This is a genomic window from Micromonospora sp. NPDC007271 (assembly GCF_040634005.1).
In the GTDB taxonomy this organism is placed as follows: Bacteria; Actinomycetota; Actinomycetes; order Mycobacteriales; family Micromonosporaceae; genus Micromonospora.
This window is the reverse complement of the sequence record NZ_JBEYER010000105.1, coordinates 1-23,363: the sequence shown is the minus strand read 5'-3', so window position 1 is coordinate 23,363 and position 23,363 is coordinate 1. Positions and strand designations below refer to the sequence as shown.

The window sequence follows — 23,363 nt, the reverse complement described above, 5'->3', positions numbered from 1 at the left end:
GGGGGGGGGGGGGGGGGGGGGCCCGCCGGGCGGGGCGCGGGCCCCGGGGGGGGGGGGGGGGGGCCCCCGCCGCGCGCTGCGATCACGCAGCGTGCGCGGATCAGGCGACGAGGGCGTGCCGGGCGGGGCCGCGGTGGGGGGCGATGGTGCTGCCGTCGGGCAGCAGTTCGCCGGTGTCCTCGAAGACGATGACGCCGTTGCAGAGCAGGCTCCAGCCCTGCTCAGGGAAGCAGGCGAGGATGCGGGCGGCTTCGCGGTCGGTCGCGTCGGCAGAGGGGCAGGTGGGTTGGTGCTGGCACATCGGGTTCTCCGCACTGTGGGGGCGCTGTGTCATGGTTCACATGACCAGTGACGCACAGTACCAAGCGAAAGCGCGCGTCATCGAGCACGCTTCCGTCTTGTTCCCGTTAATCGGCTGAACGGATGAGCGAGAATGAGCCACACGGCGTGGAAGCGCTCCCACTCGGGATGATCGACGTGCCCGGCGCCCCGGCCGGCTGCCGGGCGCGGCTCGTGGAACGGGCCCGCCTGCAGTGGTGGACCGCCGACGGCGGTGACCCGGCCGCGCTGGCGCAGGAGTTCCTCGCCGCGCACGGGATCGTCCTGCACGACCTGGCCCGCCCGGCCAGGCCCGACCCGGACGGCGTCTGCGGCGCCGCCCTGTACCTGTCCGCCGCCGCCGGGGCCCGGGCCGCCGGCGGTCCGCCCGGCCCGCCCAGCCCCGTCCCGGCGCTGCCCGACCTGGTGGTGGTCGTCTACGCGCACACCGACCGCCGGCCCGCCGCACGTCCGGCCGCCGGCGGCTGGCGGCTGGGGCAGTGGCGGGACAGCTGGACCCCCCGCCAGCACGCCGACGCCGTGTCGGCGGTACGCGCCGCCATCGGCCGCGGCGACGTCTACCAGGTCAACCTGGTCGGCCACGCCGCCGCGGCGTACACCGGGGACCCGCGGCCGGCCCTCGCGCGGTTGGCCGCCCTGCCCGGCGCCCGCTACGGCGGCACCCTGACCGGGGCGGACTGGGCCATCGGCTGCGCCTCACCGGAGACGCTGATCGCCCTGGAGGGCGGTCGCCTGGTCACCCGGCCGATCAAGGGCACCCGGCCGGCCACCCCCGCCGGACGCCGGGACCTGCTCGCCTCGGCGAAGGAACGCGCCGAGCACGTCATGATCGTCGACCTGGAACGCAACGACCTGGCCCGGGTGGCCCGCACCGGCTCGGTGCGGGTGGACGAACTGTTCGCCGTACGCCGGTGGTGCGACCTGTGGCAGGCGGAGTCGACGGTGTCGGCGGCGCCCGCCGACGGGCTGGGCCTGGCCGCGCTGCTGCGCGCGGTCTGCCCCGGTGGTTCGGTGACCGGCGCGCCCAAGCTCGCCGCGCTGGAGCGGATCGCGGCCCTGGAGCCGGTCGGCCGGGGCGCCAGCATGGGCGCGCTGGGCTGGGTCGGCGCCGGTCGGATCGACCTGGGGCTGACCATCCGCACGGTCGCGGCGGACGCGCAGCGGCTGCACCTGTGGGCCGGTGGCGGGATCACCTGGGGCAGCGACCCGGCGGCCGAGGTCGCCGAGGCGGCGGCGAAGGCCGCCCCGGTGCGCGCGTTGCTCGCCGCCGGCTGACCGGGCCCTTCGCGTCCGCGGGCGGCCCTCAGGCCCGGGCGAACTCGTCGAGCGCGGCGACCACCCGCTCGCCCACGCCGTGGCCGCTGCCGTGGCCGCCGGACTCGACGATCTCCAGCCGGGCGTCGGGCCAGGCCCGGGTGAGCTGCCAGGCGATGTCCGGCGGGCCGCTGACGTCGAGGCGCCCCTGCACCAGCACGCCCGGGATGCCGGCGAGCTTCCCGGCGTCGCGCAGCAGCGCCCCGTCCGGCATGAAGCCGAGGTTGCTGAAGTAGTGGGTGACCAGCCGGGTGAAGCAGGCCCGGAACTCCGGGTCGGCGTAGCTGGGGCTGGGCGTGAACCCGCCGGCGAGGGAGACGTGCACGTCCTCCCAGGCGCACCAGTCGCGCTCGGCCCGGTCCCGCACCGCCGGGTCCGGGTCGTTGACCAGCCGGGCGTACGCGGCGGACAGGTCGCCGTCCCGGTCGGCCTCGGGCACGCCGTCGCGGAACCGGGCCCACTCCTCGGGGAAGATCCGGCCCATGTCCCGGGTCACCCAGTCGATCTCCCGGCGGGTGTTGGCGACCACGCTGAACAGCGTCAGCGCGGTGACCCGCTCCGGGTGGCGCTGGGCGTACGCCAGGGACAGCGACGACCCCCAGGAGGCGCCGCACAGCAGCCACCGGTCGACGTTCAGGTGCTCGCGCAGCCGTTCCATGTCGGCGAGCAGGTGCGCGGTGGTGTTGACCGACAGGTCCACCGCCGGGTCGCTGGCGTGCGGGGTGCTGCGCCCGCAGCCACGCTGGTCGAACAGGACGATCCGGTAGGCGGCCGGGTCGAACAGCCGCCGCCAGGACGGGGTGGCGCCGGAGCCGGGGCCGCCGTGCACCACCAGGGCGGGCCGGCCGGCCGGGTTGCCGCAGGTCTCCCAGTACACGTGCTGGCCGTCGCCGACGTCCAGCAGGCCGTGCGCGTACGGCTCGATCGGTGGATACATCCCGGTTCCCTCCCGCGTCCCAGATGCAACAGCGCTGTTACATTAGCGGACGTGACCGCCGTCCCCGACCGTGAGGCACTGGGCACCCTGCTGCGCCACGTCCTCGAGCTGCTCGACGGCGACGTCGCCGCCGTCTACGCCGGCCTCGGCCTGGCCGACTACCGGCCCCGGTACTCGCCGCTGGTGCGGGCGCTGGTCGCCGACGGGCCGCTGCCGATCCGTGACCTGGCCGCCCGGGTCGGGGTCACCCACTCCGCCGCCAGCCAGACCGTCGCCCAGATGAGCCGCGCCGGCCTGGTCACCCTCGCCCCCGGCGTCGACGCCCGGCAGCGCATCGTCACCCTCACCGACCGGGCGCGCGCCCTGCTGCCCGTCATCGAGGCCGAATGGGCCGCCACCACCGCCGCCATGCGGCAGCTGGACGCCGAGCTGCCCGTACCCCTGGCCGAGCAGCTGTACGCGGTCCTCGCGGCGCTGGCCCGGCGCCCGCTGCGCGACCGGATCGCCGACACCGGCCTGGCCCCCACCGATGGACCCGCTGGTCGACCGGCGGGTGGGCGCGCCCGCAACGTAACGGGCCGTTAGCCTTCCGGGCATGACTATGCGCCCGATCCGGATCATCGGCGATCCCGTGCTGCGGACCCCGTGCGAGCCGGTGACCAGCTTTGACGCCGACCTGCGCGCGCTGGTGCAGGACCTGATGGACACGCTGCTCGGCGCGCCGGGCCGGGCCGGGGTGGCCGCTCCGCAGATCGGGGTGAGCGCGCAGGTGTTCGTCTACGACGCCGACGGCCACCGCGGCCACCTCGTCAACCCGACACTGGAGCTGTCCGAGGAACGCCAGGACGACGACGAGGGCTGCCTGTCCATCCCCGGCCTGTACTTCCCGACCCCTCGGGCGATGCACGCCACCGCGCGCGGCTTCGACCAGCACGGGCAGCCGCTGACCATCTCCGGCAGCGGCTTTCTGGCCCGGGCTCTGCAGCACGAGACCGACCACCTGCACGGCCGCCTGTACGTGGACACGCTGCGCGGCGACACCCGCCGCCGGGCGCTGCGGGAGATCCGCGCCGGCCGGTTCGACTCGCCCAGCCGCAGGTTGTGACGACGCGGGGGTGACCGGTCCGACCGGCCACCCCCGCGCCCGCTCACCTGCTCACTTCGGCGGCGGGGCCACCAGGCAGGTCGCGGTGGAGCGGTTCCCGGCGTCGTCCACGCCGGTGATCACCGCGTCGCCACGCAACGTGACCTTGTAGTCGATGTCGCCGGTGCCGTCCTTGACCCGGGACTGCGCACCCGGCGCCTGCACCAGCTTGATCTTGGTGCCGGCGGGGAACGGCCCGAACCGCACTGTCGGGTCGGCGGCGTCGCCGATGTACACGTCCACGGTCGTGTCCACCACGTCCGTGGCGGTCAGTTGGTAGAACCCGTCGGGGTTGTAGGAGCCCGGGACGTTGCCGCCGCTCGGGTTGTTCGTCGGCACGCACCGGGTGGTCGGGGCGGTGGTGTCCACCACCCGCATGACCGCCGTGTCGCTGCCGGTGTTGCCGGCGGCGTCGGTGGCGGTGCAGGTGACCGTGGTGGCGCCGAGCGGGAAGGTGCTGCCGGGCGGCGGCGCGCAGGTCGGGGTCAGCGGCCCGTCGACGTTGTCGGTGGCGCTGGCCGGGTAGTTGATCACCGCGCCGGCCGGGCTGGTCGCCTCGACGGTCCGGTCGTCGACGACCACGGTCGGCGGGGTGACGTCGTTGACCCGTACGGTGATCTGCTCGACGAACGAGGATCCGCCGGAGAGTCCGTTGAGCAGGAACTCCACCGTGCAGTGCAGGGTGGCGCCCTGCGGGGCGTCCCCGGCCACCGTGATGGTCTCGGCGAACGGCACGTCGCTGCCGCTCTGCCGGGTCCGGGAGGCCGCGTCGAAGCTCACCGACAGGCCGGGGTCGCAGGACGTCACGGTCGGGGTGACGGTGACGTCGAGGTTGCGCAGGCCGTTCAGGATGGCCGCGGTGACCGTGTCCGGGGCGCTGCCGACCACCTGACCGCCGGTGGCGGCGGCCACGCTGCTGGCCTGCCCGCTGGCGTCCAGCCCGCCGCCCCCGCCGGTGACGTCGACCGCGAGGACCCGCGCGGAGCTGGCCTGCAACGCGGCGGTGGCCTGCGCCAGGGTGTGCCCGGCGCTGGGGTCGTGGCTGGGCGCGTCCCCGACCAGCACCACGATCCGGCTGCTGCCCGACCGGTAGGCGACCGCGCCGCCGGAGACCTGGAACAGGGCGTTGACCCAGGCCTCCGGGATGTCGCCGCCGCCGGCGGCGGACAGCCCGTTGACCGCGTTCTGCAGCGCGGTGGCGTCGGCCGTGAGGTTCTGCCGGACCCGGAACAGCTCCGGGCCGTCGCCCTCGTCCCGGTACGAGGCGACCGCGAACTCGGCGCTGGGCTGCGCGCCCCGCACGTTGTCGATGACCTGCTGCAGGTTGGTGCGGACGTTGGCGATGGCCGGGCCCATGCTGCCGGTCGTGTCGACCAGCAGCACCACGTCGGGCTTCGGCGGGATCGTCGGCGTCGAGACCACCTTGCTGATCGAGATGGTGGCGCCCGGGTCGGCGGACCGGTCCACCGTGGCCGGGTCGACGCCCGGGGCCGCCCAGGCGGGCGTCGCCACGGCGGTCGCCATCGCGGCCACGGCGGCGACGGTCACCCCCCTGACGCGTCCGCGGGACACTGCTGTGAAACCCATCGTGTCTCCTTCAAGCTCCGCCGCGCCCGCCCCCGGGCGTGGCCTTCGAGGGCAGACGCTAGGGGCTCGGAGCAGCCGGAACCGTCCGACACATGCCCAGTTCAGGGTCGGGTTGTTGACCCGGCGTGGCGGCTGGACAGCACACACCCGGTGGGCCGCCCGTCACATGAGGCGGCGCAGCCCGCACTCGGTGAAGTCGGCGACCCGGGTGAAACCGAGCCGCTCGTAGAGGCGTACGGCGGCGACGTTGTCGGCCCGGACGTTGAGGGTCACGTGGTCGACGCTCGCGCGCAACCGGGCGCACAGCGCCGCCACGGCCGCGCCGGCCAGCCCCCGGCCCCGGCACCCGGGACGGGTGGTGACGTTGCCCAGGGCGGCGACCCGCCAGGTGGGGGACCACACGTGCACCCCGGCCACGGCGACCAGCGCGCCGGCCTCCCGGATGCCCACGTACTGGCCGGTGTCCAGCATCCGCGGGTCGAACCAGTTGCCCGGGTACGCGGCCGCGTAGAGGTCGAGCAGCGCCGGCAGGTCGGCCCGGCCGAGCACCTGGCCGGCGGGGGTGACCCGGGCCAGCCGGGCCCGGTCGGTCAGCGCCATCCGGTGGTGCCCGGCCGCGTCGGACACCTCGTACCAGCGCGCCACGGTGGCGTCCAGGCCGGGGGAGAGGTGGGCCCACAGTCGGGCCGGCAGCACCGGGGCGAGCTCGTCCAGCAGTGCGGTCATCTCGCCGGTGTGCTCCGGGGTGGCGAACGCCAGCAGCGTCGGCAGCTCCACCCCGTGGTAGAGCAGCGCCACCTGGTCGCCGCGGCGGTACCACGAGGTGTACGGCCAGAAGAAGTCGTCCAGGTCGCCCAGCTGGTAGGCGTGCAGCACCGGGTCCCGGCCCAGCAGCTCGGCCAGGACGGCCCGGTCGTGTTCGGCGCGGAGGGGCATCCGCCGATGATCACATGCCGGCGGTCAGCAGCCGCCGGCGCCGCCCGCCTCGGTGGGCAGGTGGTCGTGGGCCCACCGGGCGAGCGCGTCCAGGGCCGGCACGAGGGCGGCCCCCCGGTCGGTGAGCCGGTAGCTGACCCCCAGCGGCGGGCCCTCCCGGACCGTGCGGGAGACCAGGCCCACCCGGCACAGCTCGCCGAGCCGGTCCGACAGCACCGACTCGCTGATGCCCGGCAGCGCGCGGCCCAGCTCGGCGAAACCGGCGGGCCCGTTGGCGAGGGTGCCCAGCAGCACCCCGTTCCACCGCTTGCCGAGGAACGCGAACGCCCGGGCGAGCCCACCGTCGCACGCCCGTGGGATGCCGCTCACTTCCGGCCTGACTGTCACCACTCCAGGATACGGGGCTACCCTGACACTCGAGGTACTACTAAAAAGCTAGCCACTGCCTTCTGCGTAGCAGTTAGCGAGAAGCGAGGAACACATGAATCGCCTGATCACCCTGCCCCCCGACGCGCAGGCCCTGCTGTTCACCGAGGCCCGCACCGCCAACACCTTCACCGACGAGCCGGTCACCGACGAGCAACTGCACGCCATCCACGACCTCGCCAAGTACCCACCCACCGCCGCCAACATCCAGCCCCTGCGGGTGCTCTACGTCCGCGACGGCGAACCCCGCCAGCGGCTGCTCACCCACATGAACGAGGGCAACCGCGCCAAGACCGCCACCGCGCCGGTCGTCGCCGTCCTCGCCGCCGACACCGACTTCCACGAGCTCATCCCGCGGGTCTTCCCGATCCGCCCGCAGATGCGCGACGCCCTCGCCGACGACCCCGCCGGCCGCGAACAGATGGCCCGCTTCAACGCCACCCTGCAGATCGCCTACTGGCTGCTCGCCGTCCGCGCCGCCGGCCTGGCCGCCGGACCGATGGCCGGCTTCGACGCCGCCGGCCTCGACAAAGAGTTCTTCGCCGACAGCAGCTGGCGCTCCCTGCTCGTGGTCAACCTCGGCAAGCCCGGCCCGGACGCCTGGTTCCCCCGCCTGCCCCGCCTCGACTACGACGACGTCGTCCGGCACGCCTGAACCCGGCGCCCGCCGCAGCGGATGATCGTCCGGCCGACCGGCCCGGGCCCCACCGGGCCGGTCAGGCCGCCATCCACTGGTCGTAACCCAGCTTGCCCACCAGCGCCAGCACCACGACCAGCAGCACCACCCGCACGAAACCGGCCCCGCGCCGCAGCGCCATCCGCGCGCCCAACGCCGCCCCGGCGACGTTGCACACCGCCATCGCCGCCCCCAGCAGCCACCACACGTGCCCCGTCGCCGCGAACACCACCAGCGCCCCCAGGTTCGTCCCCGCGTTGACCACCTTCGCCATCGCCGAGGCGTGCACGAAATCCGCCCCCACCAGCGCGGTGAACGCCAACACCAGGAACGTGCCCGTACCCGGCCCGATCAACCCGTCGTACAGGGCGATACCCAACCCGGCCACCGCCACCGCCACCGCCACCCGCGTCCGCGTACGCCGCTCCGGCAGCGCCAGCACCCCCAGCCGCGGCCGGGTCAACACGAACACCGCCACCGACAGCAGCACCACCAGCACCACCGGCCGGTACGCCCCCGCCGGCACCGCCCCCGCCAACACCGCGCCCAGGCCCGCCGTCAACACCGCCAGCCCCGCCGACGGCCCCGCCACCGCCCAGTCCAGCTTCGTCCGCCGCGCGTACGTCACCGCCGCCGTCGACGTACCGAAGATCGCGGCCAGCTTGTTCGTGCCCAACGCCGTGGCCACCGGGACCCCCGGCGCGGCCACCAGCAGCGCCGGCAACAACAGCAGACCGCCACCACCCACCACCGCATCCACCCAGCCCGCCATGGCGGCCGCAGTCAACAGGGTCGTCAACGACAGAGGATCCACGGGCCGCATTCTGCCCACCACCCCCGGCCCGACGAGCCCCGCTGTGGCCAGCCTCACCGCCGCTCAACGCCCCCGACGCCGCCGCAACCACAGGCCCGCCGAGGCCACCGCCACGAACACCAGCACCGAACAGACCAACGCCTTCAGCACCCGGCAAGCCTGCCACGCAGACGTAGGGTGAACCCGTGCGCCTGGTCACCTTCAACCTGCTGCACGGCCGGTCCCTCACCGACGGACTAGTCGACCCCGACCGGCTCACCGCCGCCGTCACCGCACTCGACGCCGACGTCCTCGCCCTGCAGGAAGTCGACCGCGACCAGTCCCGCAGCGGCAACCTCGACCTCACCGCCGTCGCCGCCCGCGCCCTCCACGCCCCCGAACACCGCTTCGCCGCCGCCGTCGTCGGCACCCCCGGCGAACAGTTCCGCCCGCTCACCCACGACGACGACGGCCACGGCGAACCCTGCTACGGCATCGGCCTGGTCAGCCGCCACCCCGTCCGGTCCTGGCAGGTCACCCGCCTACGCCCCGCCCCGGTCCGCTCCCCGGTCCACGTCCCCGGCCCCGGCGGGGGACTCATGCTGCTGCACGACGAACCCCGCGTCGTGCTCGCCGCCGTCCTCGACACCCCGTACGGGCCGCTGACCGTCGCCGCCACCCACCTGTCCTTCGTCCCCGGCTGGAACATGCTGCAACTGCGCCGCGTCGTCCGCGCCCTGCGCGCCCTGCCCGCACCGCGGATCCTCCTCGGCGACCTCAACCTGCCCGCCGGGCCCGCCGCGTGGCTGACCCGCTGGCGGCCGCTGGGGCGACGCCCCACCTACCCGGCCGGGCAACCCCGCGTCCAACTCGACCACATCCTCGCCGACCGGCACGGCCTGGACCGGCTACCGGCCGTCACCGACGTCCACACACCGCTGTCCACCATCTCCGACCACCGGCCCCTCGTCGTCGACCTCGGCCCGCCCAGCTGACCTTCAGCCGGTGGGCAGTCAGCCCGCAATCCGGATGACGTGGTGGTCGTCAGGACGTGGCCCGTTTGGCGAGAGTCGCGGCCCCGGGGCCGGTGAGATCATCGGGCTCAACGGGGCGGCCGGAGACCGCGAGCAGGAGCGCGAGGGCCGATGCGCGCACCTTGGGTCCGGATCCCCTGTCAATGGGTGCATCGGAGGCGATGAGTCGCAGGCCGTTCGCACGCTCCTTGCCGCCGCCCATCTTCACCCTCGTGCGGAGTTGGTACTCCAGCGCGTCAGCGACCCACCGGCCGGCATCTGGTGGCGCGATCACCTGGACCCGCACCCCGCCGCGTCGGGCGCGGAGTACGGGCCGTTCAGCCGGTGCAGCACGGACAGACACACCGAACCCCGTCCGCTGCCGGTCGAGCTGGCACCGCCGCAGGTGATTGCCCAACTCCCGGACGCTGACAGCGCCTGATTCCGCAGCATTGACCTCAGGTGCCGGCCCTGGCCCTGCAGGCTCGGCATCGGCCACGATTCAGCTCCATACCCGATACGGCGGTCGACCTGGAGGGCTCCACCCGCTCAAGACCCGGTCCCTGGCTGGCGTGGGAAGGGTTGTTTCGGCAATCGAGGTTTGGAAAGGTCGAAGCTGTGTGGGCCGACAGCCGGAAGGTGGACCTCCTCGCGGTGGCCACCTGTTTGCTAATGGTGTCGGTGGGTTGCACAACCGCGGACGACCGGAAACGGCCTGAAGCTGGCGCGCCGAGCTCCGCATCGTCCGGTTCCACCGGATCACAAGCCCCGCTGCTGCCACCGCTGCCGCAGGGCGGACAGCGCCTGTCGTGTGCCGATTCCGTCGCCACGATGGCGGCTCCGTCCGAGCAGTACCGCATCGCGGCGGACACCGTCGCGGTGTCGTCCCAGGTCCTGCAACCCAATGAGTCGGCCGATGGCCGGGGGCCGACTCGGCTCTTCGCCAAATGGGGTCTTTACGTGCAGGCCGGAGCGGCTGCGGAGGTGCAGGTGGCACCCGGATGGGAGGATCGCGCCCGCATCGGCTGGGGCCCAGCCGCCAAACCAGTGACCACCGTGCAGGTCGAGGCCTGCCCCGCCATGAGCACGTCGGCTGCATGGTCGGTTTTCACCGGCGGCACCTGGGTGGCAGGTCCGGCGTGCGTACCGCTGGTGATCCGGTCTCGGGGACGACAGGTTGACGTGCGTCTCGCGATAGGCGTCGTCTGCGACGAGAACTCGCCCCGGTAGGCCACACGGCGCCGCTGCCAAGACCCGCCGGCCGCACCGACGTCGTCGGCGTGTTCCCCAACTCTGAAGCCCTGCTCCGCCTCGCCGGAGCAGTCCCGGTCAAGGCCCACAACGAATGGCAGACCGGCGACCGCCGATACCTCGCACACCGTCGTTAGCACCAACACCGCGCGACGGCCCGGAAAACGCCCCGGCCACCGGCCGGCCCGTGGTGCGATGAGGAAACGAGGGGAGGGGCCAGCCCATGTCGCTGACCGGCCTACCGCTGCTGCTCCTGGCCGCCGCCACCGCCGCCACCGCGGCCGTGGCCACCGCCCGCACCTGGCGCCACCACGGCCGCTGGGCACACCTCACCCGGACCGCCGCCGTCCTGCTCACCGAGACCCTCGCCCTGCTCACCGCCGGCCTCGCCGTCAACCGAGCCGCCGGGTTCTACCCCACCTGGGCGGACCTGCTGCCCGCCGGCACCATCCACCACGACACCGGCCCCGCCCGCCCCGGCCACCTCGACCACCTCATCACCAGCCGGGCCGGTCACGCCCCCGACGCCCCCGTCAGCCTCACCTGGCACCCAGTCCGCTGGACCAGCTGGCCCGTCACCGCCGCCCCCACCGTCGTCGTCCCCGCCGACTACCCGCAGCACCCCACCTGGCGGTACCCGGTGATCGTCCTCGCCGGCCCGGCCACCCCCGCCGAGGAGAACAACGCCGCCCACGCCGCCGAGGACCGCGCCGGACCCGCCGTCCTCGTCTTCACCCACCTGCGTCCCGCCGCCACCCCCGACATCCTCACCGACGCCCTGCCCACCAGCCTCGCCCGCGACCTACGCGTCACCGGCCACAGCTGGGCCCTCATCGCCGACGACCACCTCAGCCCGCTCGCCCGGGCTGCCGTCCGCGCCGCGCCCGCCCGCTATCCCACCCTCGTCCTGATCGACGGCACGACGGACCCCGCCACCCCCGCACCCCCCGATCTGCCCGCCACCGAAACCGTCGCCGTCGCCGGCGTACCCACCCCACCCGGCACCCCGGCCACCCACCTCGACGCGCCACCCGACGGCCGGCTCACCGCCGCCCTGACCTGGGCCTGCCAGCAGACACCCCCGCCGCTCAGCTGATCCCACCGACGGCGCGCCACGCCCACCACCGCCCGTCCCACACCCCGTCCGCCCGGGGCTGACCCGTGGCACCCGACAGCCTCGCCGCCGCCCTCACCGCCACCGTCGCCGCCGTCCTCGCCGCCGTACTGCTCTCCGCCACCTGGGACCGCGGCACCGGCCCGCACCGCGCCGTCCTACGCACCGCCACCGCCGTCTGCTGCCTCACCACCGCCCTCGCCGCCACCGGCCTCTGGATCAACCGCCAGGTCGACACCTTCCCCACCTGGTCCGCCCTCGCCGGCCGGAACACCACCACCGATGCCGACCCGGACCCCACCACCGGCCACAGCGGCCGACTGGTCACCCTCACCGTCACCGGCACCGCCAGCGGCCTCACCCTGCCCATCCACGCCTACCTGCCCGCCGTCTACCGCGACCAACCCACCGCACGCTTCCCCGTCATCGAAGCGCTGCACGGCTACCCCGGCTCGCCCTCCTCCTGGCTCAACCGACTCGCCGCCACCCGCCACCTCGACCAGGAGATCGCCGCCGGCCGGATGGCCCCCACCGTCGTGCTGTTCCCCCCACAAACCCCCAACGCCCTGCTCGACACCGAATGCGCCGACCTCGCCAACGGCCCCCGCACCGAAACCTTCCTCACCGTCGACGTGCCCAACGCCGCCCAGACCCACCTACGGATACGCGCCGACCGCGCCGGCTGGGGACTGATCGGCTACTCCGCCGGCGGCTACTGCGCCACCAACCTCGCCCTGCGCCACCCCGACCGGTACGCCGCCGCCGCGAGCCTCTCCGGCTACGCCGACCCCGGCATCACCATCGGCGACGGCACCGAACACACCCTCAACGACGACGCCTGGCGACTACGCCACCTACCCCAACCCGCCATCGCCCTCTACCTGTCCAGCGGCCGCGCCGACCACAAAGCGCACCACGACGCCGAGACCCTCGCCCACCTCGCCCACGCCCCGCTCGCCGTCACCACCAACTACACGGACGGGGGCGGCCACAGCATGGCCGTCTGGGAAGCCGCCGAAGGCCCCGCCTTCGACTGGCTCTCCACCTGGCTCGGCCGCCCCCTCCGCTGACCCCGATCAGCCCAACCCCGCCGCCCCCTGCGCCGCCCGCACCGCGTTCCGGAACAACATCGCCACCGTCGTCGGACCCACACCGCCCACCCGCGGCGTGATCGCCCCCGCCACCTCGGCACACGACTCGTCCACGTCCGGCAACAACCGCCGCCCCTCGTACCGCACCCCACCGCCGACCACCACCGCGCCGGGGCGTACGTGTTCCGGCTGGATGATGCCCGGCACCCCCGCGGCCGCCACCAGGATCTCCGCCCGCCGCGTGTACCGCGGCCAGTCCGCCACCCCCGTGTGCACCACCGTCACCGCCGCGTTCGCCGTCGGCCGCTTCTGCGCCAGCAACATCGCCAACGGCCGCCCCAACGTCGCACCCCGACCCAGGATCACCACCTCCCGGCCCGCCACCGGCACCCCATGAAACGCCAGCAACGCCTCGATCCCCGCCGGCGTACACGGCAACGGACCCGGCAACCCCAACGCCAGCCGGCCCATGTTCACCGGATGCATCCCGTCCACGTCCTTGTCCGGGTCGAGCACCTGCAACGCCCGGTCGTAGTCCAGGTGCCCCGGAATCGGATACTGCACCAGCACCCCGTGCACATCCTTGTCGGAGTTGAGGTCCTCAAGCACCGCGTGCAGATCCGCCTGCGACGCCGACGCCGGCAGGTGCACGTGCGGAGAGACGAAACCCAGCTCCGCCGCCTGCCGCTGCTTGATCCGGATATACCCGGCACTGGCGTCGTCGTCACCCACCAGCACCGTCGCCAGCGCCGGAGTCACCCCCGCCGCCCGCAGCGCCAGAACCGCCTCGGCAACCTCCGCCAGCACCTGGTCGGCCACCGGCCCACCGGACAGGATCCGCGCCGTCGTACCCGCAGAAGACATGGCTCACCTCGCCCACGGAGGCCCAGGCGGTCGACCCCCGCGACGAGCTCCCCGATGGTTGATGCCATCCCCGTGCCGCCAGTCGCGTCCTGGCTCAGCCTGCCACAGCCCACACCCCGACCGCATCCGCCCCACACCCACCCGCACACCCACGGCCCGTCCAGACGCACCAACCCGCGCCGGCCTCAAGATCGACCCCCTGTCAACCGGGCCGCACCGGCCACACTCGCCGCGCGCTCCTCGTCCACTGCGGAGACCTCGACCTCGGCCCGACGCCCGCCGAGGCGAAGCGCATCGCGGACACGTTCCCCCACGCGCGCCTGGTCGTGCAGCCGGCAGCAGGCCACTACCCCCGGATCGACGACGCCGAGATCCTCCGCTGGCCCCGGCCCACGCCGCGGCCCGACCGACCCGCACCGCCCTCAACGCGGAACGAGACGCACCTGCTGCGCCAGAAAGATCACGCCGACCGCGGCGACCAACACCGCGATCACCCAACCCGCAACCCGCAGACCCAGATGGATCCGGGTCGGGCCGACCAACGCGGGGTTGCCCGCCGCCAACACGAGCAGGACCAACCCCAGCGGAGTCGCGATACCGCCGACCAGGCTCGCCACGAACAGCAGCCGGATCGGACCGATACCCGTCGCGGCCAGCGCCACACCCACGAGCGCCTGCGCCACGACCACCGCGTAGAAGCGGGGCGCCTGACGAGGCGTACGACTCAGCCCACGCGGCCAACCGAACGCGCTGGCCGTCACGTAGCCGCCGCTGGACGCGATCACCGGCACGGCGATGATCGCCGACGCGAGCAACCCACCCGCGAACATCGCCCCCGCCAACGGCCCCGCCAACGGCCCAAGCGCCTGCGCGGCCTGCTCGGCCGTGTCGACGTGCTGATGATGCCTGCCCAGCGTGGCACCACTGGCAACCAGGATGCACCAGAAGATCACCGCCGCCAGACCAGCACCCACCAACGCGTCGAACTCGCGGAACCTGAGCTGCTCCCGGGAACGCGGCTCCTCGACCTGTTCCACCGTCTGCCAGACATACATGTAGCTGGTCAGCGTGGTGCCCAGGATCGCCAACACCCCCGCCACGTGCGCCGAGGTGAACGGCACCGACGGAACCAGACTGCCCCGCGCCACCGCCAGCCAGTCCGGCCGCGCCAGAACCGCCGCCGCCCCGTACGCGAGCAGACCCAGCATCACCAGCTTCAGCACCCGCTCGACCTCGTCGTACTTGCCGAACAACAGCAAGGCGAGCACCCCCGCGGCGAAGGCGGGAACCAGCCAACGAGAATCCGCCCCGACCAGCAGACCGATCGCCGCCGCCCCGGCGGCGACATCCGCGGCGATCGTCACCACGTTCACCACCAGAATCGAGACCAGCAACAGGACACTCGCCACAGCGCCGTACCCGTCACGTACCGCCCGCTGAAGATCACGCCCGGACAGCACGCCCACCCGCGTGGCCAGAACCTGCACCACCACCAGCGCCGGCATCATCAACAGGGTCAGCCACGCCAGGCCGAACATCGTGCTCGCCCCGACCACCACCAGCGTCGCCACCGTGGTCGGATCCGTGTCCGCCGCCCCCGAGACCAGGCCCGGACCCAACGACCGGAACCCCACCCCGCGCCCGCGCCTCCCGCGACCCAGCCGCGACAGCCGTCGCTCACCCATCGCAGCCCCGGCCACCGCCACCGACCCGGCCCCGCCCGACCGGACGGCCGGAGGGCTCACATCCGGCCGCTGCTCGAACCGCACCCCCGTCGGCGATCAGGCACTCCCAGAGTGTGACAGTGAGCCGGCGACCGGGGGCACGAGTTCCGGGGAAGCCACCCGTCAACCAGCCGGCCCCACCAACCCCGACAACGCCCGGTTCGTGCGGTTCGACCGCACCGCTGCCCGCTGCTGACCCGCCGTCACCTCGATATACGTCTGCGACGACCCCAACGACGCGTGCCCCAGTAGACGCATGATCTCCGCCGCGCTCGCCCCGTCCTCCGCCAACCGCGTCGCGAACGTGTGCCGCAACGCGTGCAGCCGCGCCCCACGCGGCACCCGGTCACCGATGCCCGCCCGCCGATAACAGGACTCCACCAGATACTGAAGACCACCCCGGCGCAGCGGCTCACCCCGCCGGTCCACCAGCAGCGGCGAATCCGGCCGCACGCTGCGCGCCCCGAACCGCCGGCGCCGGCTGCCGAGGTAGTCCAGCAGCACCCGGTCGACGCCCGCCTCGATCGGCACCGTCCGGGGGCGCCCACCCTTGCCGGCCACGTCCACCCGCCGCTCACCGTCGCGCCCGGCCAGTGACGCCACCCGCAGCGCCAGCAACTCGGACAGGCGTAGCCCCGCGCAGAGCGCCAGCGCGAGCACCGCCAGGTCGCGCTCCGGCCACGGGTCGCGCTGGCGGCCCTCCGCGCGGGCGACCGCGGCCAGCAGCTCCTCCGGGGTGTCCTCGCCGCGCAACGGCTTGGGCTGGGGGAGCGGCGCGCGGGGCCGTCCCACCGCCGGCATCGGGTTCCCCGGTACGACCCCCTCGGCGACCAGGAAGGTGAAGAAGCTGTTCCAGGTGGACCAGGCACGGTGGACGGAGGCGGCGGCGCGGGGGGCGGCGAACCGGGCGAACGCCGCCCGCATGGTCCGGGGGGAGAGGGCGGTGATCTCCAGCTCGTCGAGGGGGAGGGGAGGGGTGGCGTTCTCGGCCACGAGCCGGGCGACCGCGAGCAGGTCCCGCCGGTACGCGGCGAGGGTGTGGGGGGAGGGTTTGCGGGTGGCCCGGGCGGTCAGAAACTCCTCGATCAGCATCCCGAGAGACTCGTCCGGTTTGTCATGCATAAGGGATATTATGCATGTTTTTCGCGTTGCCGGCACCCTGGGTCGAGGGGAAGGGGGGATGCCTGTTGACTGGTCAGGTGATCGATCTCCGCGCGGTTGTCGAGATCCCGTTCGCCGAGCGGCTGGTGCCGGCGGCGACCGGCCCCTGGCTGGCGCTGCAGCGGAGTGACCGTCTCACCGGGCTGCTGCGTCGGGCTGGGCGAGTGGCGGGACCGGGCCCTGGCGCTCACCGGTGACTCACCCTGGCTGGGTCACGACCCGAGCCCGGAGATCGAAGCGGGCGGTGACTCGCTGCGGGTGTGGCAGGACGCCGGGTCACGCCACCAGCGGCCCGGCGGGTACGTCGACCTGCCGCGCGTACGCCTCGCGGCGCTGCTCGCGGACGTGCAACGCGACCTGGTCGGCTTCCTCGCTTGCCTCGACGTCTGGGGCCGCAACGGCGGGCTCGGGCCGCGCACCGCCGATCTGGTGGCGGCTGTCGACCGGAGTTTCGCGATCGCCGCGCCACTGGACCTGCCGTCGCCGGCCGGGCGCGGCGAGGAGCCGGATCGGCGTACGTGATCGCGGCGAGCCGAGGACGTGGTTCTCACTGGGACGCACGTTGGTCTCGGCGGGCCGCCCGCCACCCGGCGACCGCCCGATAGACCTGGTACGCCCCGATCCCGCCGAACAGGCTCGCGAGCAGGTTCGGCCAACTCTGCCGGTCGTCGGCGACGTTGGCGGCGACGGCGAGGCTGCCGGCGAACAGGGCCAGCCCCAGGATCACGCGCCGCGCGGTCGTGCGGGTCGATGCCGGTTCGACGAACTCCCGGGCCCGGCCTCGTCGCTGCGCGGGTGCGCCCGCCTGCAGGCGGGCGAGTTCGGCGCGGGTGCCGATCGCGTGCCGGCGGTCCGGCTCGGCGACGTACGTGGCGATCGCCCTGGCCACGAAGTCCGGATCCCCGTCCTCGAAGACGACCTCGTCGCGGGCCAGTGTCCATCCGGTCGAGGTGACCAGCTCCGGCCGGGCGTAGGGCAGCTTGAGCTGCCACCACTCGTCCCCACGGGCCGGCTGCTCCGGCGCGAGCGCTTCCCAGGGGATGAGCAGAGCGCCGGCCGGTTTGTCGGCCTCGATCCCGCTGGGCCGCAGGGTCAACCCGGCGCCCCGCCACAGCATCCGCCACGTCCCAGCGAGAATGCCGCCGAGGAGCAGCCCGACGGCGAGGCCGGCCGAGGTTTCGCGGCTGACCGCCAGGCCCAACCCAGCAAACTGCAGGGCGGCCAGGCCGAGAAGGACATAGCTGGTGTGCGCCGGGGTCCGGAAGCTGCGGTCGTGCTCGTCGACCAGAAACGTCGCCCAGGGCCGCCTGCTGCGTCGCAAGGCCAGGGCCACGGCGGCGACGAACAGGATCAGCCCGCTCGCGGCGCACGCGAGGTAGACCGGCACCGAATACCAGACACTGACGATCAGCTCGGTGCCGAAGACCCCGCGCCCCGCCACGATGACCTTGCGCCTGTCCACGGGGTGACGGTACGGGTGCGTCGGCCGGGCGCGGTACGTCCGCCCAGCCGCTTGAAGATCATCCGATCCGCCATCGGCGGGAAGATGCCGGGCCGACGGCGAGGGAGGGCTCCTTGCTTCTACTTGACATAATGTAGATTATCGAACCTGTCATCGAGGCAGGTCAGGGGGCCCCGACGGGCGGCCAGAATGGACGCCCGGCGTGAGTGGCGGCAGGAGACACGTGCCCGTGGTGTGCCGGCACGGAGGTGATCCGGCGCGGCAGCGGGGCGAGCCGGGCGCCGGGGTCAGCTGCCGGTGAAGGCGCGCAGCAGGGTCCGGACGGCGCCGGTGAGGTCGGCGCGGCTGGCCGGTGTGCCGGGCTGGGGGGCGCTGAGGCCGCCCGTGCCGACCAGCCGGTCGAAGAGCAGTCCGTCGACGAACGCGACGAACTGGTCGCCCTGCCGGCGCGGGTCCGGGGCGCCGGCGCGGGCGAGCAGGTCTCGGGCCTGCGCCCGCAGGACGGTGCCGTGTTCGAGGATCGAGCGCAGCTCGGGGCGGTGGGTGGCTTCCAGCAGGCAGGCGTAGCGGGCCAGGCTGCGGTGGCGGTCGACGGTCAGCCACCGGTCGAGCAGCTCGCCGGTGGCGGTGGCGAGCTGGTCGAGGTCGGTGGCGGTGAGCGGCCGTTGCGGCTGGGGCGGCGGCGCGTCGGTGGGCAGCTCGTGGTCGGCGAGGTCGGCGCGGTCGAGGTCGGCCAGCCGGTGCACCACCGCCTCGATCAGGGCCTGCCGGGTGCGCAGGTAGGCGGAGGTGGTGCCGAGGGGCAGGCCGGCCCGGGTGTCGACGGCCCGGTGGGTCAGGGCGCGCATGCCGCCTTCGGCGAGCAGGTCGATGGCCGTGTCCGCCAGCAACGCGACCCGGTTCCCGCGGTTGGCCACGCGCCCCTCCCCAGCCCTGGTTCCACGTCGTAGTATGAACTTCTACATCCGTAGAAGGGTGGGCCGGGGATGGGCGAGTCGCGGGCGGTGGTGGTCGGTGGCGGCATCGGCGGGCTCGCCGCGGCGGTGGCGCTGCGCCGTGGCGGCTGGCGGGTGACCGTGCTGGAGCGCGCCGGCGAGCTGGGCGAGGTCGGCGCGGGGCTGACGCTGATGGCCAACGCGCTGCGCGGATTGGACGCGCTCGGCCTCGGGACGGCGGTGCGCTCCCGGGGACACGCCGAGACGCCCGGCGGGCTGCGCACCTCGGACGGGCGGTGGCTGTCCCGGGTGGACGGCGCCGAGATGACCCGGCTGCTCGGCACCACCGCGCTGGGTGTCCACCGCGCGGACCTGCACCGCATCCTGCGCGACGCGCTGCCGGCCGAAATGCTGCACACCGGCGCGGAGGTGTCGGAGGTGGACCCGGAGCTCGGGGAGGTCCGGTACCGCCGGCACGGCGAGCCCGTCGCGCTGCGCGCCGACCTGGTGGTCGGCGCCGACGGCCTGCGCAGCGTGCTGCGCGCCCGGCTGTGGCCCGGGACCCCACCCCCGGTGTACGCGGGCAGCACCGCCTGGCGGGCCGTGGTCGACTTCCCGCAGGCGGTTCCCGCCGCGATCAGTTGGGGGCCGGGTGCCGAGTTCGGGATGGTCCCGATCGGCGGTGGCCGGGTCTACTGGTTCGGCGCGGTCCTGGCTCCGCCCGGCGGGCGGGCGCCGGACGAGTTGGCGGTGGTGCGGCAGCGCTTCGGTGCCTGGCACGACCCGATCCCGGCGCTGCTCGCGGCGACCCCGCCGGAGGCGGTGCTGCGCAACGACCTCCACCGGCTGGCCGTGCCGCCGCCGTCGTACGTGCGGGGTCGGGTGGCGCTGCTGGGGGACGCCGCGCACGCGATGACCCCGAACCTGGGGCAGGGCGCAGGCCAGGCCATCGAGGACGCGGTTCACGCTGGGCGCGGTCTGCGCCGGGGTGCGTGCCGGTGCGGTGCCCGCGGCGCTGGCGGCGTACGACCGGCAACGCCGGCCCCGCAGCCAGGCGGTCGCCGTGGCGTCCTGGCGGGCCGGGCGGTTCGGCCAGCAGCTTCGTCATCCGGCGGCGGTCGCGCTCCGCAACGGGCTGCTGCGGCTGACCCCGGCCCGGGTGGCGCTGCGGTCGATGGCCCGGTACGCGGACTGGCAGCCGCCGGCCGGGCCCTGACCCGGGGCCGATCAGGCGCACGCAAGCGGCGGCTGACCGTTCGGCTCACGGTTTCGACCGTCGGGCGCGCGGCCGGTTTGGGTACGGCGTGCGGGGTGGGCATGAGGAGACCGTTACTGCTCAGGCCCCTACCGGAGAGGAAGCCGCATGCTTTCCGCACTCGACCGCCGGCACACCGTCGCGCCGCCCGGATACAGCCGTTGGCTGATTCCGCCGGCGGCGTTGGCGATCCATCTCTGCATCGGGCAGGTCTACGCCACCAGCGTGTACAAGAATTCGCTGATCGCCCACTTCGACGCCAGCCAGACGGCGGTCGGGGTCATCTTCAGCATCGCGATCGTGATGCTGGGGTTGTCGGCCGCGGTGGCGGGCACCTGGGTGGAGGCGAACGGGCCGCGGAAGGCGATGTTCACCTCGGCGTGTTTCTGGGCAGCCGGGTTCCTGGTCGGTGCGCTGGGCATCGCGACGCGGCAGTTGTGGCTGCTGTACCTCGGGTACGGGGTGCTGGGCGGGATCGGCCTGGGGATCGGGTACATCTCCCCCGTCTCCACGCTGATCAAGTGGTTCCCCGACCGGCCGGGGCTGGCCACCGGGTTGGCGATCATGGGCTTCGGTGGTGGGGCGATGGTGGCCTCTCCCCTGTCCCGGCAGCTGCTGTCGTCCTACGACCCCGGGTACGACCCGGCGAACGCGGCCTCGACGGCGTCGGGGGCGGCGCTGGTGTGGTTGTTCGTGACGTTGGGCGTCGGCTACTTCGTGATCATGATGTTCGGGGTGTTCAACGTGCGGGTGCCGGCGGCGGACTGGCGGCCGGCCGGGTTCGACCCGGCGGGGGTGGCGGCGAAGCCGCTGGTGACCACGGCGAGCGTGTCGGCGGCGAACGCGGTGAAGACCCGGTCGTTCTGGTTGCTGTGGGTGGTGCTGTTCTGCAACGTGACTGCCGGGATCGGGATCCTGGAGCAGGCCAGCCCGATGATCCAGGACTTCTTCCGCGACGGCGGGGCGTCGTCGGTGTCGGTGGCGGCGGCCGGCGGGTTCGTCGGGCTGCTGTCGCTGTTCAACATGGCGGGCCGGTTCGTGTGGTCGTCGACGTCGGACGTGATCGGTCGTAAACCGATCTACCTGGTGTACCTGGGCGTCGGGATGGTGCTGTACGTGCTGCTGGCCCTGGTCGGGCAGGCGGCGACGGCGCTGTTCGTGCTGCTGGCGTGCGTGATCCTGTCGTTCTACGGCGGCGGTTTCGCGACGGTGCCGGCGTACCTGCGGGACCTGTTCGGCACGTTCCAGGTGGGGGCGATTCACGGCCGTCTGTTGACGGCGTGGTCGGCGGCGGGGGTCGCCGGGCCGCTGATCGTGAACGGGTTCCTGGACGCCCAGGGCAAGCCGGGAACGCTGACGGCGGCGGCGTACCGGCCGGCGCTGTTCACGATGGTCGGGGTGCTGGCGGTCGGGTTCGTGGCGAACCTGTTGATCCGGCCGGTGCCGGAGCGGTTCCACGAGCCGGCGGCGGGCCGGGACGTGGTCACGGACGAGCCGGCGACGGCGGAGAGGAGCATTACGCGATGAGCGAGGGCAACCCGCGCGGGCAGCAGGCCCGGTTGATATTCTCCTGGCTGGTGGTGTCGGTGCTGCTGGGATACGGCGTGGCGCAGACGGTCATCACCGCCGCGAAGCTGTTCACCAGCTGAATGCGGGACGGGCGGCCCGGGGCTCCCGCGCCGCCCGTCGGGTCAGAGGCCGCCGGCGATGCGCAGGACGGCGCCGGTGGTGTAGGAGGCGTCCGGGCCGAGGAGGAAGGCGATGGCACCGGCGACCTCGTCGGGTTCGCCGGCGCGGCCCAGCGGGACGCGGCCGGCGGCGGAGTCGGGCCGGTCGGGTACGCCGGAGACGGCGTGGATGTCGGTGCGGATGATGCCGGGCGCTACCGCGTTGACCCGGATGCCCCGCGGGGCGAGTTCCTTGGCCAGGCCGACGGTGAGCGTGTCGGTGGCCGCCTTGACGGCCGCGTAGTGGATGTATTCGCCGGGGCTGCCGAGGGTGGCGGCGGCCGACGAGACGTTGACGATGACGCCGCCGCGGGTCATCCGGCGGGCCGCCTGCTGCGCGCACAGGACGTACCCGATGAGGTTGACGTCGACGACCCGGCGCAGGTCGTCGAAGGCCAGCTCGGTGAAGGGCCCGATCGGGCTGGTGACGCCGGCGTTGTTGACCAGGCCGGTGAGCGGGCCCAGGTCGGCGGCGGCGTCGAACAGGGCGGCGACCTGCTCGGGGTCGGTGGTGTCGGCGGGCACCGCGACGCCCCGGCGGCCGGCGGCGTGGATGTCGTCGAGGACCGCCTTGGCGGCGTCGTGGTCGCGGCGGTAGCCGATGGCGACGTGGTGGCCGGCGGCGGCGAGGCGCCGGGCGGTGGCGGCGCCGATGCCGCGGCTGCCGCCGGTGACGACCGTGACGAGATCCACTGTGCTTGCCCCCTGCCCTGGTTGTTGGGTCGACGCTACCGTGATCGGCCCTCGGCGACGTCGAGGCGAGGATCACACGGGGGGCTGATCTTCGTCGTGTCGCAGCCGGCTGGTATCAAGGCTGCAATCAAACGTGTGTACGGAAGAGGGCTGTGATGGCGGGCCAGGGTTTGTCCACTGACGAGGTGCAGGGAATCCGGGAGGCGTTGGCCGCGGGCCGTAAACCGAAGGTGGTGTTCACGGCGGCGGCGGGTCAGATGGCGGGTCAGGTCGGACAGGTGGTGGAGCTGACCGATCCGGAGGTTTCCGAGGAGTTCGTGGTGGTGCGGTTCGGCCGCGACGAACTGCCCTTCTCCCCCGCCGACGTGGCGATCGCGCCGAAGGGCGCGGGCCGCAAGCCGGCGGAGCCGAAGCCGGAGGCCGAGGAGACGCCGACGCCGGCGGAGCCGGAGTTCGTGCTGGACCGGCCGCGGGTGCCGGCGCCGCGCCAGGAGGAGCCGAAGGTGGAACAGCAGGTGGAGGCCAAGCCGGCGCGCCGGGCGGTGAAGGCGGCGAAGCCGAAGACCCCGGCCGGGCTGACGGTCACCCTGGCCTACGCCGAGGGCGAGTGGACGGTGGCGGCGCAGCAGGGCGCGAAGGCCCTGGCGAAGCCGTACGTGGTGAAGCCGGCGGAGGCGTTGCGGATGGTGGCGCTGGTGGACGTGCCGGGGGTGCAGGAGGCGGTGGAGCAGATCCTGGCCGCGGAGCGGGCGGAGGCGGAGCAGCAGGCGGAGAAGCTGCGCGCCGAGTTGGCGGAGATCGAGGCGCGGCTGGCGGAGCTGCGCGAGGCCGGCTGACGGCGCGGCCCGTGCCCTCGGGTGGCGAGGCGCGCCGGCATCCCGGCCATCGGCCTGTGGCGCGAGCCGGTCGCCGAGATCGGGG

Annotated in this window: 26 protein-coding genes and 3 pseudogenes; 16 read left to right on the top strand and 13 right to left on the bottom strand. The window is 73.9% G+C overall.

Annotation, left to right across the window (positions count from 1 at the left end; translation table 11 throughout):
* Nucleotides 1–100: 100 nt before the first annotated feature.
* The gene (locus ABZ570_RS28230; protein WP_358070026.1) at nt 101–301 is read right to left on the bottom strand and encodes a DUF5999 family protein; all 201 of its coding nucleotides are present in this window, start codon (nt 299–301) and stop codon (nt 101–103) included.
* A gap of 122 nt (nt 302–423) precedes the next feature.
* Here ABZ570_RS28230 and ABZ570_RS28225 point away from each other — a divergent pair, with 122 nt between their 5' ends.
* A complete protein-coding gene (locus ABZ570_RS28225) occupies nt 424–1,614 on the top strand; it encodes a chorismate-binding protein (protein WP_358070023.1) in 1,191 nt (396 codons plus the stop codon).
* A 28-nt stretch (nt 1,615–1,642) separates the two neighbouring features.
* On the opposite strand, the gene pip is transcribed toward ABZ570_RS28225, so the two are convergent.
* On the bottom strand, nt 1,643–2,590 hold the full coding sequence (gene pip, locus ABZ570_RS28220) for a prolyl aminopeptidase (RefSeq protein WP_358070020.1): 948 nt from the start codon (nt 2,588–2,590) through the stop codon (nt 1,643–1,645).
* A 51-nt stretch (nt 2,591–2,641) separates the two neighbouring features.
* On the opposite strand from pip, the gene ABZ570_RS28215 reads away from it, so the two are divergent.
* Together ABZ570_RS28215 and def are read left to right on the top strand one after the other, a co-directional pair.
* On the top strand, nt 2,642–3,175 hold the full coding sequence (locus ABZ570_RS28215) for a MarR family transcriptional regulator (protein WP_358070017.1): 534 nt from the start codon (nt 2,642–2,644) through the stop codon (nt 3,173–3,175).
* 10 nt (nt 3,176–3,185) lie between these two features.
* Nucleotides 3,186–3,695: a peptide deformylase gene (gene def, locus ABZ570_RS28210; protein WP_358070014.1), complete on the top strand. Its 510-nt coding sequence runs from the start codon at nt 3,186–3,188 to the stop codon at nt 3,693–3,695.
* 51 nt (nt 3,696–3,746) lie between these two features.
* Here def and ABZ570_RS28205 read toward each other — a convergent pair whose 3' ends face one another.
* The 3 genes from ABZ570_RS28205 to ABZ570_RS28195 all read right to left on the bottom strand — a co-directional run bounded on the left by ABZ570_RS28205 (nt 3,747) and on the right by ABZ570_RS28195 (nt 6,644).
* Nucleotides 3,747–5,321 (bottom strand): VWA domain-containing protein, encoded by a 1,575-nt coding sequence (locus ABZ570_RS28205; RefSeq protein WP_358070011.1) that lies wholly within the window; start codon nt 5,319–5,321, stop codon nt 3,747–3,749.
* 162 nt (nt 5,322–5,483) lie between these two features.
* Nucleotides 5,484–6,257 carry a GNAT family N-acetyltransferase gene (locus ABZ570_RS28200; protein WP_358070008.1) on the bottom strand — a complete coding sequence of 258 codons (774 nt, stop codon included), beginning with the start codon at nt 6,255–6,257 and terminating at the stop codon, nt 5,484–5,486.
* A 24-nt stretch (nt 6,258–6,281) separates the two neighbouring features.
* Nucleotides 6,282–6,644: a helix-turn-helix domain-containing protein gene (locus tag ABZ570_RS28195; RefSeq protein ID WP_358070005.1), complete on the bottom strand. Its 363-nt coding sequence runs from the start codon at nt 6,642–6,644 to the stop codon at nt 6,282–6,284.
* A 94-nt stretch (nt 6,645–6,738) separates the two neighbouring features.
* Here ABZ570_RS28195 and ABZ570_RS28190 point away from each other — a divergent pair, with 94 nt between their 5' ends.
* Nucleotides 6,739–7,338 carry a malonic semialdehyde reductase gene (locus ABZ570_RS28190; protein ID WP_358070002.1) on the top strand — a complete coding sequence of 200 codons (600 nt, stop codon included), beginning with the start codon at nt 6,739–6,741 and terminating at the stop codon, nt 7,336–7,338.
* A 61-nt stretch (nt 7,339–7,399) separates the two neighbouring features.
* Here the strand turns inward: ABZ570_RS28190 and ABZ570_RS28185 are convergent, their stop codons facing one another.
* The gene (locus ABZ570_RS28185; protein ID WP_358069999.1) at nt 7,400–8,173 is read right to left on the bottom strand and encodes a TSUP family transporter; all 774 of its coding nucleotides are present in this window, start codon (nt 8,171–8,173) and stop codon (nt 7,400–7,402) included.
* Nucleotides 8,174–8,358: 185 nt separating this feature from the next.
* On the opposite strand from ABZ570_RS28185, the gene ABZ570_RS28180 reads away from it, so the two are divergent.
* On the top strand, nt 8,359–9,147 hold the full coding sequence (locus tag ABZ570_RS28180; protein WP_358069996.1) for an endonuclease/exonuclease/phosphatase family protein: 789 nt from the start codon (nt 8,359–8,361) through the stop codon (nt 9,145–9,147).
* A gap of 49 nt (nt 9,148–9,196) precedes the next feature.
* Here the strand turns inward: ABZ570_RS28180 and ABZ570_RS28175 are convergent.
* Nucleotides 9,197–9,430, bottom strand: a pseudogene (locus ABZ570_RS28175) (hypothetical protein); the annotation flags it as partial.
* Here ABZ570_RS28175 and ABZ570_RS28170 point away from each other — a divergent pair.
* From ABZ570_RS28170 to ABZ570_RS28150, 5 genes and pseudogenes are all read left to right on the top strand, one after another.
* Nucleotides 9,407–9,607: a DUF4913 domain-containing protein gene (locus ABZ570_RS28170; RefSeq protein WP_358069993.1), complete on the top strand. Its 201-nt coding sequence runs from the start codon at nt 9,407–9,409 to the stop codon at nt 9,605–9,607. The pseudogene ABZ570_RS28175 and the gene ABZ570_RS28170 sit on opposite strands and share 24 nt — an antisense overlap.
* A 176-nt stretch (nt 9,608–9,783) precedes the next feature.
* Entirely contained in the window at nt 9,784–10,395 is a 612-nt protein-coding gene (locus ABZ570_RS28165) for a hypothetical protein (RefSeq protein ID WP_358069990.1), read from the top strand.
* 32 nt (nt 10,396–10,427) lie between these two features.
* Nucleotides 10,428–10,553 (top strand): annotated as a pseudogene (locus ABZ570_RS28160) (transposase); the annotation flags it as partial.
* Nucleotides 10,554–10,639: 86 nt separating this feature from the next.
* On the top strand, nt 10,640–11,512 hold the full coding sequence (locus ABZ570_RS28155; RefSeq protein ID WP_358069987.1) for a hypothetical protein: 873 nt from the start codon (nt 10,640–10,642) through the stop codon (nt 11,510–11,512).
* A 65-nt stretch (nt 11,513–11,577) separates the two neighbouring features.
* Complete coding sequence (locus ABZ570_RS28150) at nt 11,578–12,600, top strand: alpha/beta fold hydrolase (RefSeq protein ID WP_358069984.1); 1,023 nt, start codon at nt 11,578–11,580, stop codon at nt 12,598–12,600.
* A 6-nt stretch (nt 12,601–12,606) separates the two neighbouring features.
* Here ABZ570_RS28150 and ABZ570_RS28145 read toward each other — a convergent pair whose 3' ends face one another.
* From ABZ570_RS28145 to ABZ570_RS28135, 3 genes are all read right to left on the bottom strand, one after another.
* Nucleotides 12,607–13,485, bottom strand: coding sequence for a tetrahydrofolate dehydrogenase/cyclohydrolase catalytic domain-containing protein (locus ABZ570_RS28145; RefSeq protein ID WP_358069981.1), 879 nt, complete (start codon nt 13,483–13,485; stop codon nt 12,607–12,609).
* A 422-nt stretch (nt 13,486–13,907) separates the two neighbouring features.
* Complete coding sequence (locus tag ABZ570_RS28140) at nt 13,908–15,056, bottom strand: divalent metal cation transporter (RefSeq protein ID WP_358069978.1); 1,149 nt, start codon at nt 15,054–15,056, stop codon at nt 13,908–13,910.
* A 276-nt stretch (nt 15,057–15,332) separates the two neighbouring features.
* Complete coding sequence (locus tag ABZ570_RS28135) at nt 15,333–16,331, bottom strand: tyrosine-type recombinase/integrase (RefSeq protein WP_358069975.1); 999 nt, start codon at nt 16,329–16,331, stop codon at nt 15,333–15,335.
* Nucleotides 16,332–16,496: 165 nt separating this feature from the next.
* Here ABZ570_RS28135 and ABZ570_RS28130 point away from each other — a divergent pair, with 165 nt between their 5' ends.
* The gene (locus ABZ570_RS28130; protein WP_358069973.1) at nt 16,497–16,892 is read left to right on the top strand and encodes a hypothetical protein; all 396 of its coding nucleotides are present in this window, start codon (nt 16,497–16,499) and stop codon (nt 16,890–16,892) included.
* Between the two features lie 25 nt (nt 16,893–16,917).
* On the opposite strand, the gene ABZ570_RS28125 is transcribed toward ABZ570_RS28130, so the two are convergent.
* Nucleotides 16,918–17,832: a hypothetical protein gene (locus tag ABZ570_RS28125; protein WP_358069970.1), complete on the bottom strand. Its 915-nt coding sequence runs from the start codon at nt 17,830–17,832 to the stop codon at nt 16,918–16,920.
* A 287-nt stretch (nt 17,833–18,119) separates the two neighbouring features.
* On the bottom strand, nt 18,120–18,749 hold the full coding sequence (locus ABZ570_RS28120) for a TetR/AcrR family transcriptional regulator (protein ID WP_358069967.1): 630 nt from the start codon (nt 18,747–18,749) through the stop codon (nt 18,120–18,122).
* A 69-nt stretch (nt 18,750–18,818) separates the two neighbouring features.
* Between ABZ570_RS28120 and ABZ570_RS28115 the strand changes: the two are divergent.
* The 4 genes and pseudogenes from ABZ570_RS28115 to ABZ570_RS28100 form a co-directional block, all read left to right on the top strand.
* A pseudogene (locus ABZ570_RS28115) lies at nt 18,819–19,688 on the top strand (FAD-dependent monooxygenase); the annotation flags it as partial.
* A gap of 82 nt (nt 19,689–19,770) precedes the next feature.
* Nucleotides 19,771–19,983, top strand: a complete 213-nt coding sequence (locus ABZ570_RS28110) for a hypothetical protein (RefSeq protein ID WP_358069964.1) — start codon at nt 19,771–19,773, stop codon at nt 19,981–19,983.
* Between the two features lie 147 nt (nt 19,984–20,130).
* Nucleotides 20,131–21,549, top strand: coding sequence for an OFA family MFS transporter (locus ABZ570_RS28105; RefSeq protein WP_358069961.1), 1,419 nt, complete (start codon nt 20,131–20,133; stop codon nt 21,547–21,549).
* Nucleotides 21,546–21,671, top strand: a complete 126-nt coding sequence (locus tag ABZ570_RS28100) for a hypothetical protein (RefSeq protein ID WP_358069958.1) — start codon at nt 21,546–21,548, stop codon at nt 21,669–21,671. The genes ABZ570_RS28105 and ABZ570_RS28100 overlap by 4 nt, the downstream gene beginning before the upstream one ends.
* Nucleotides 21,672–21,713: 42 nt before the next feature.
* Here the strand turns inward: ABZ570_RS28100 and ABZ570_RS28095 are convergent, their stop codons facing one another.
* Nucleotides 21,714–22,442, bottom strand: coding sequence for an SDR family oxidoreductase (locus tag ABZ570_RS28095; RefSeq protein ID WP_358069955.1), 729 nt, complete (start codon nt 22,440–22,442; stop codon nt 21,714–21,716).
* Nucleotides 22,443–22,597: 155 nt separating this feature from the next.
* On the opposite strand from ABZ570_RS28095, the gene ABZ570_RS28090 reads away from it, so the two are divergent.
* Nucleotides 22,598–23,278: a hypothetical protein gene (locus ABZ570_RS28090; RefSeq protein ID WP_358069952.1), complete on the top strand. Its 681-nt coding sequence runs from the start codon at nt 22,598–22,600 to the stop codon at nt 23,276–23,278.
* Nucleotides 23,279–23,363 lie beyond the last annotated feature (85 nt).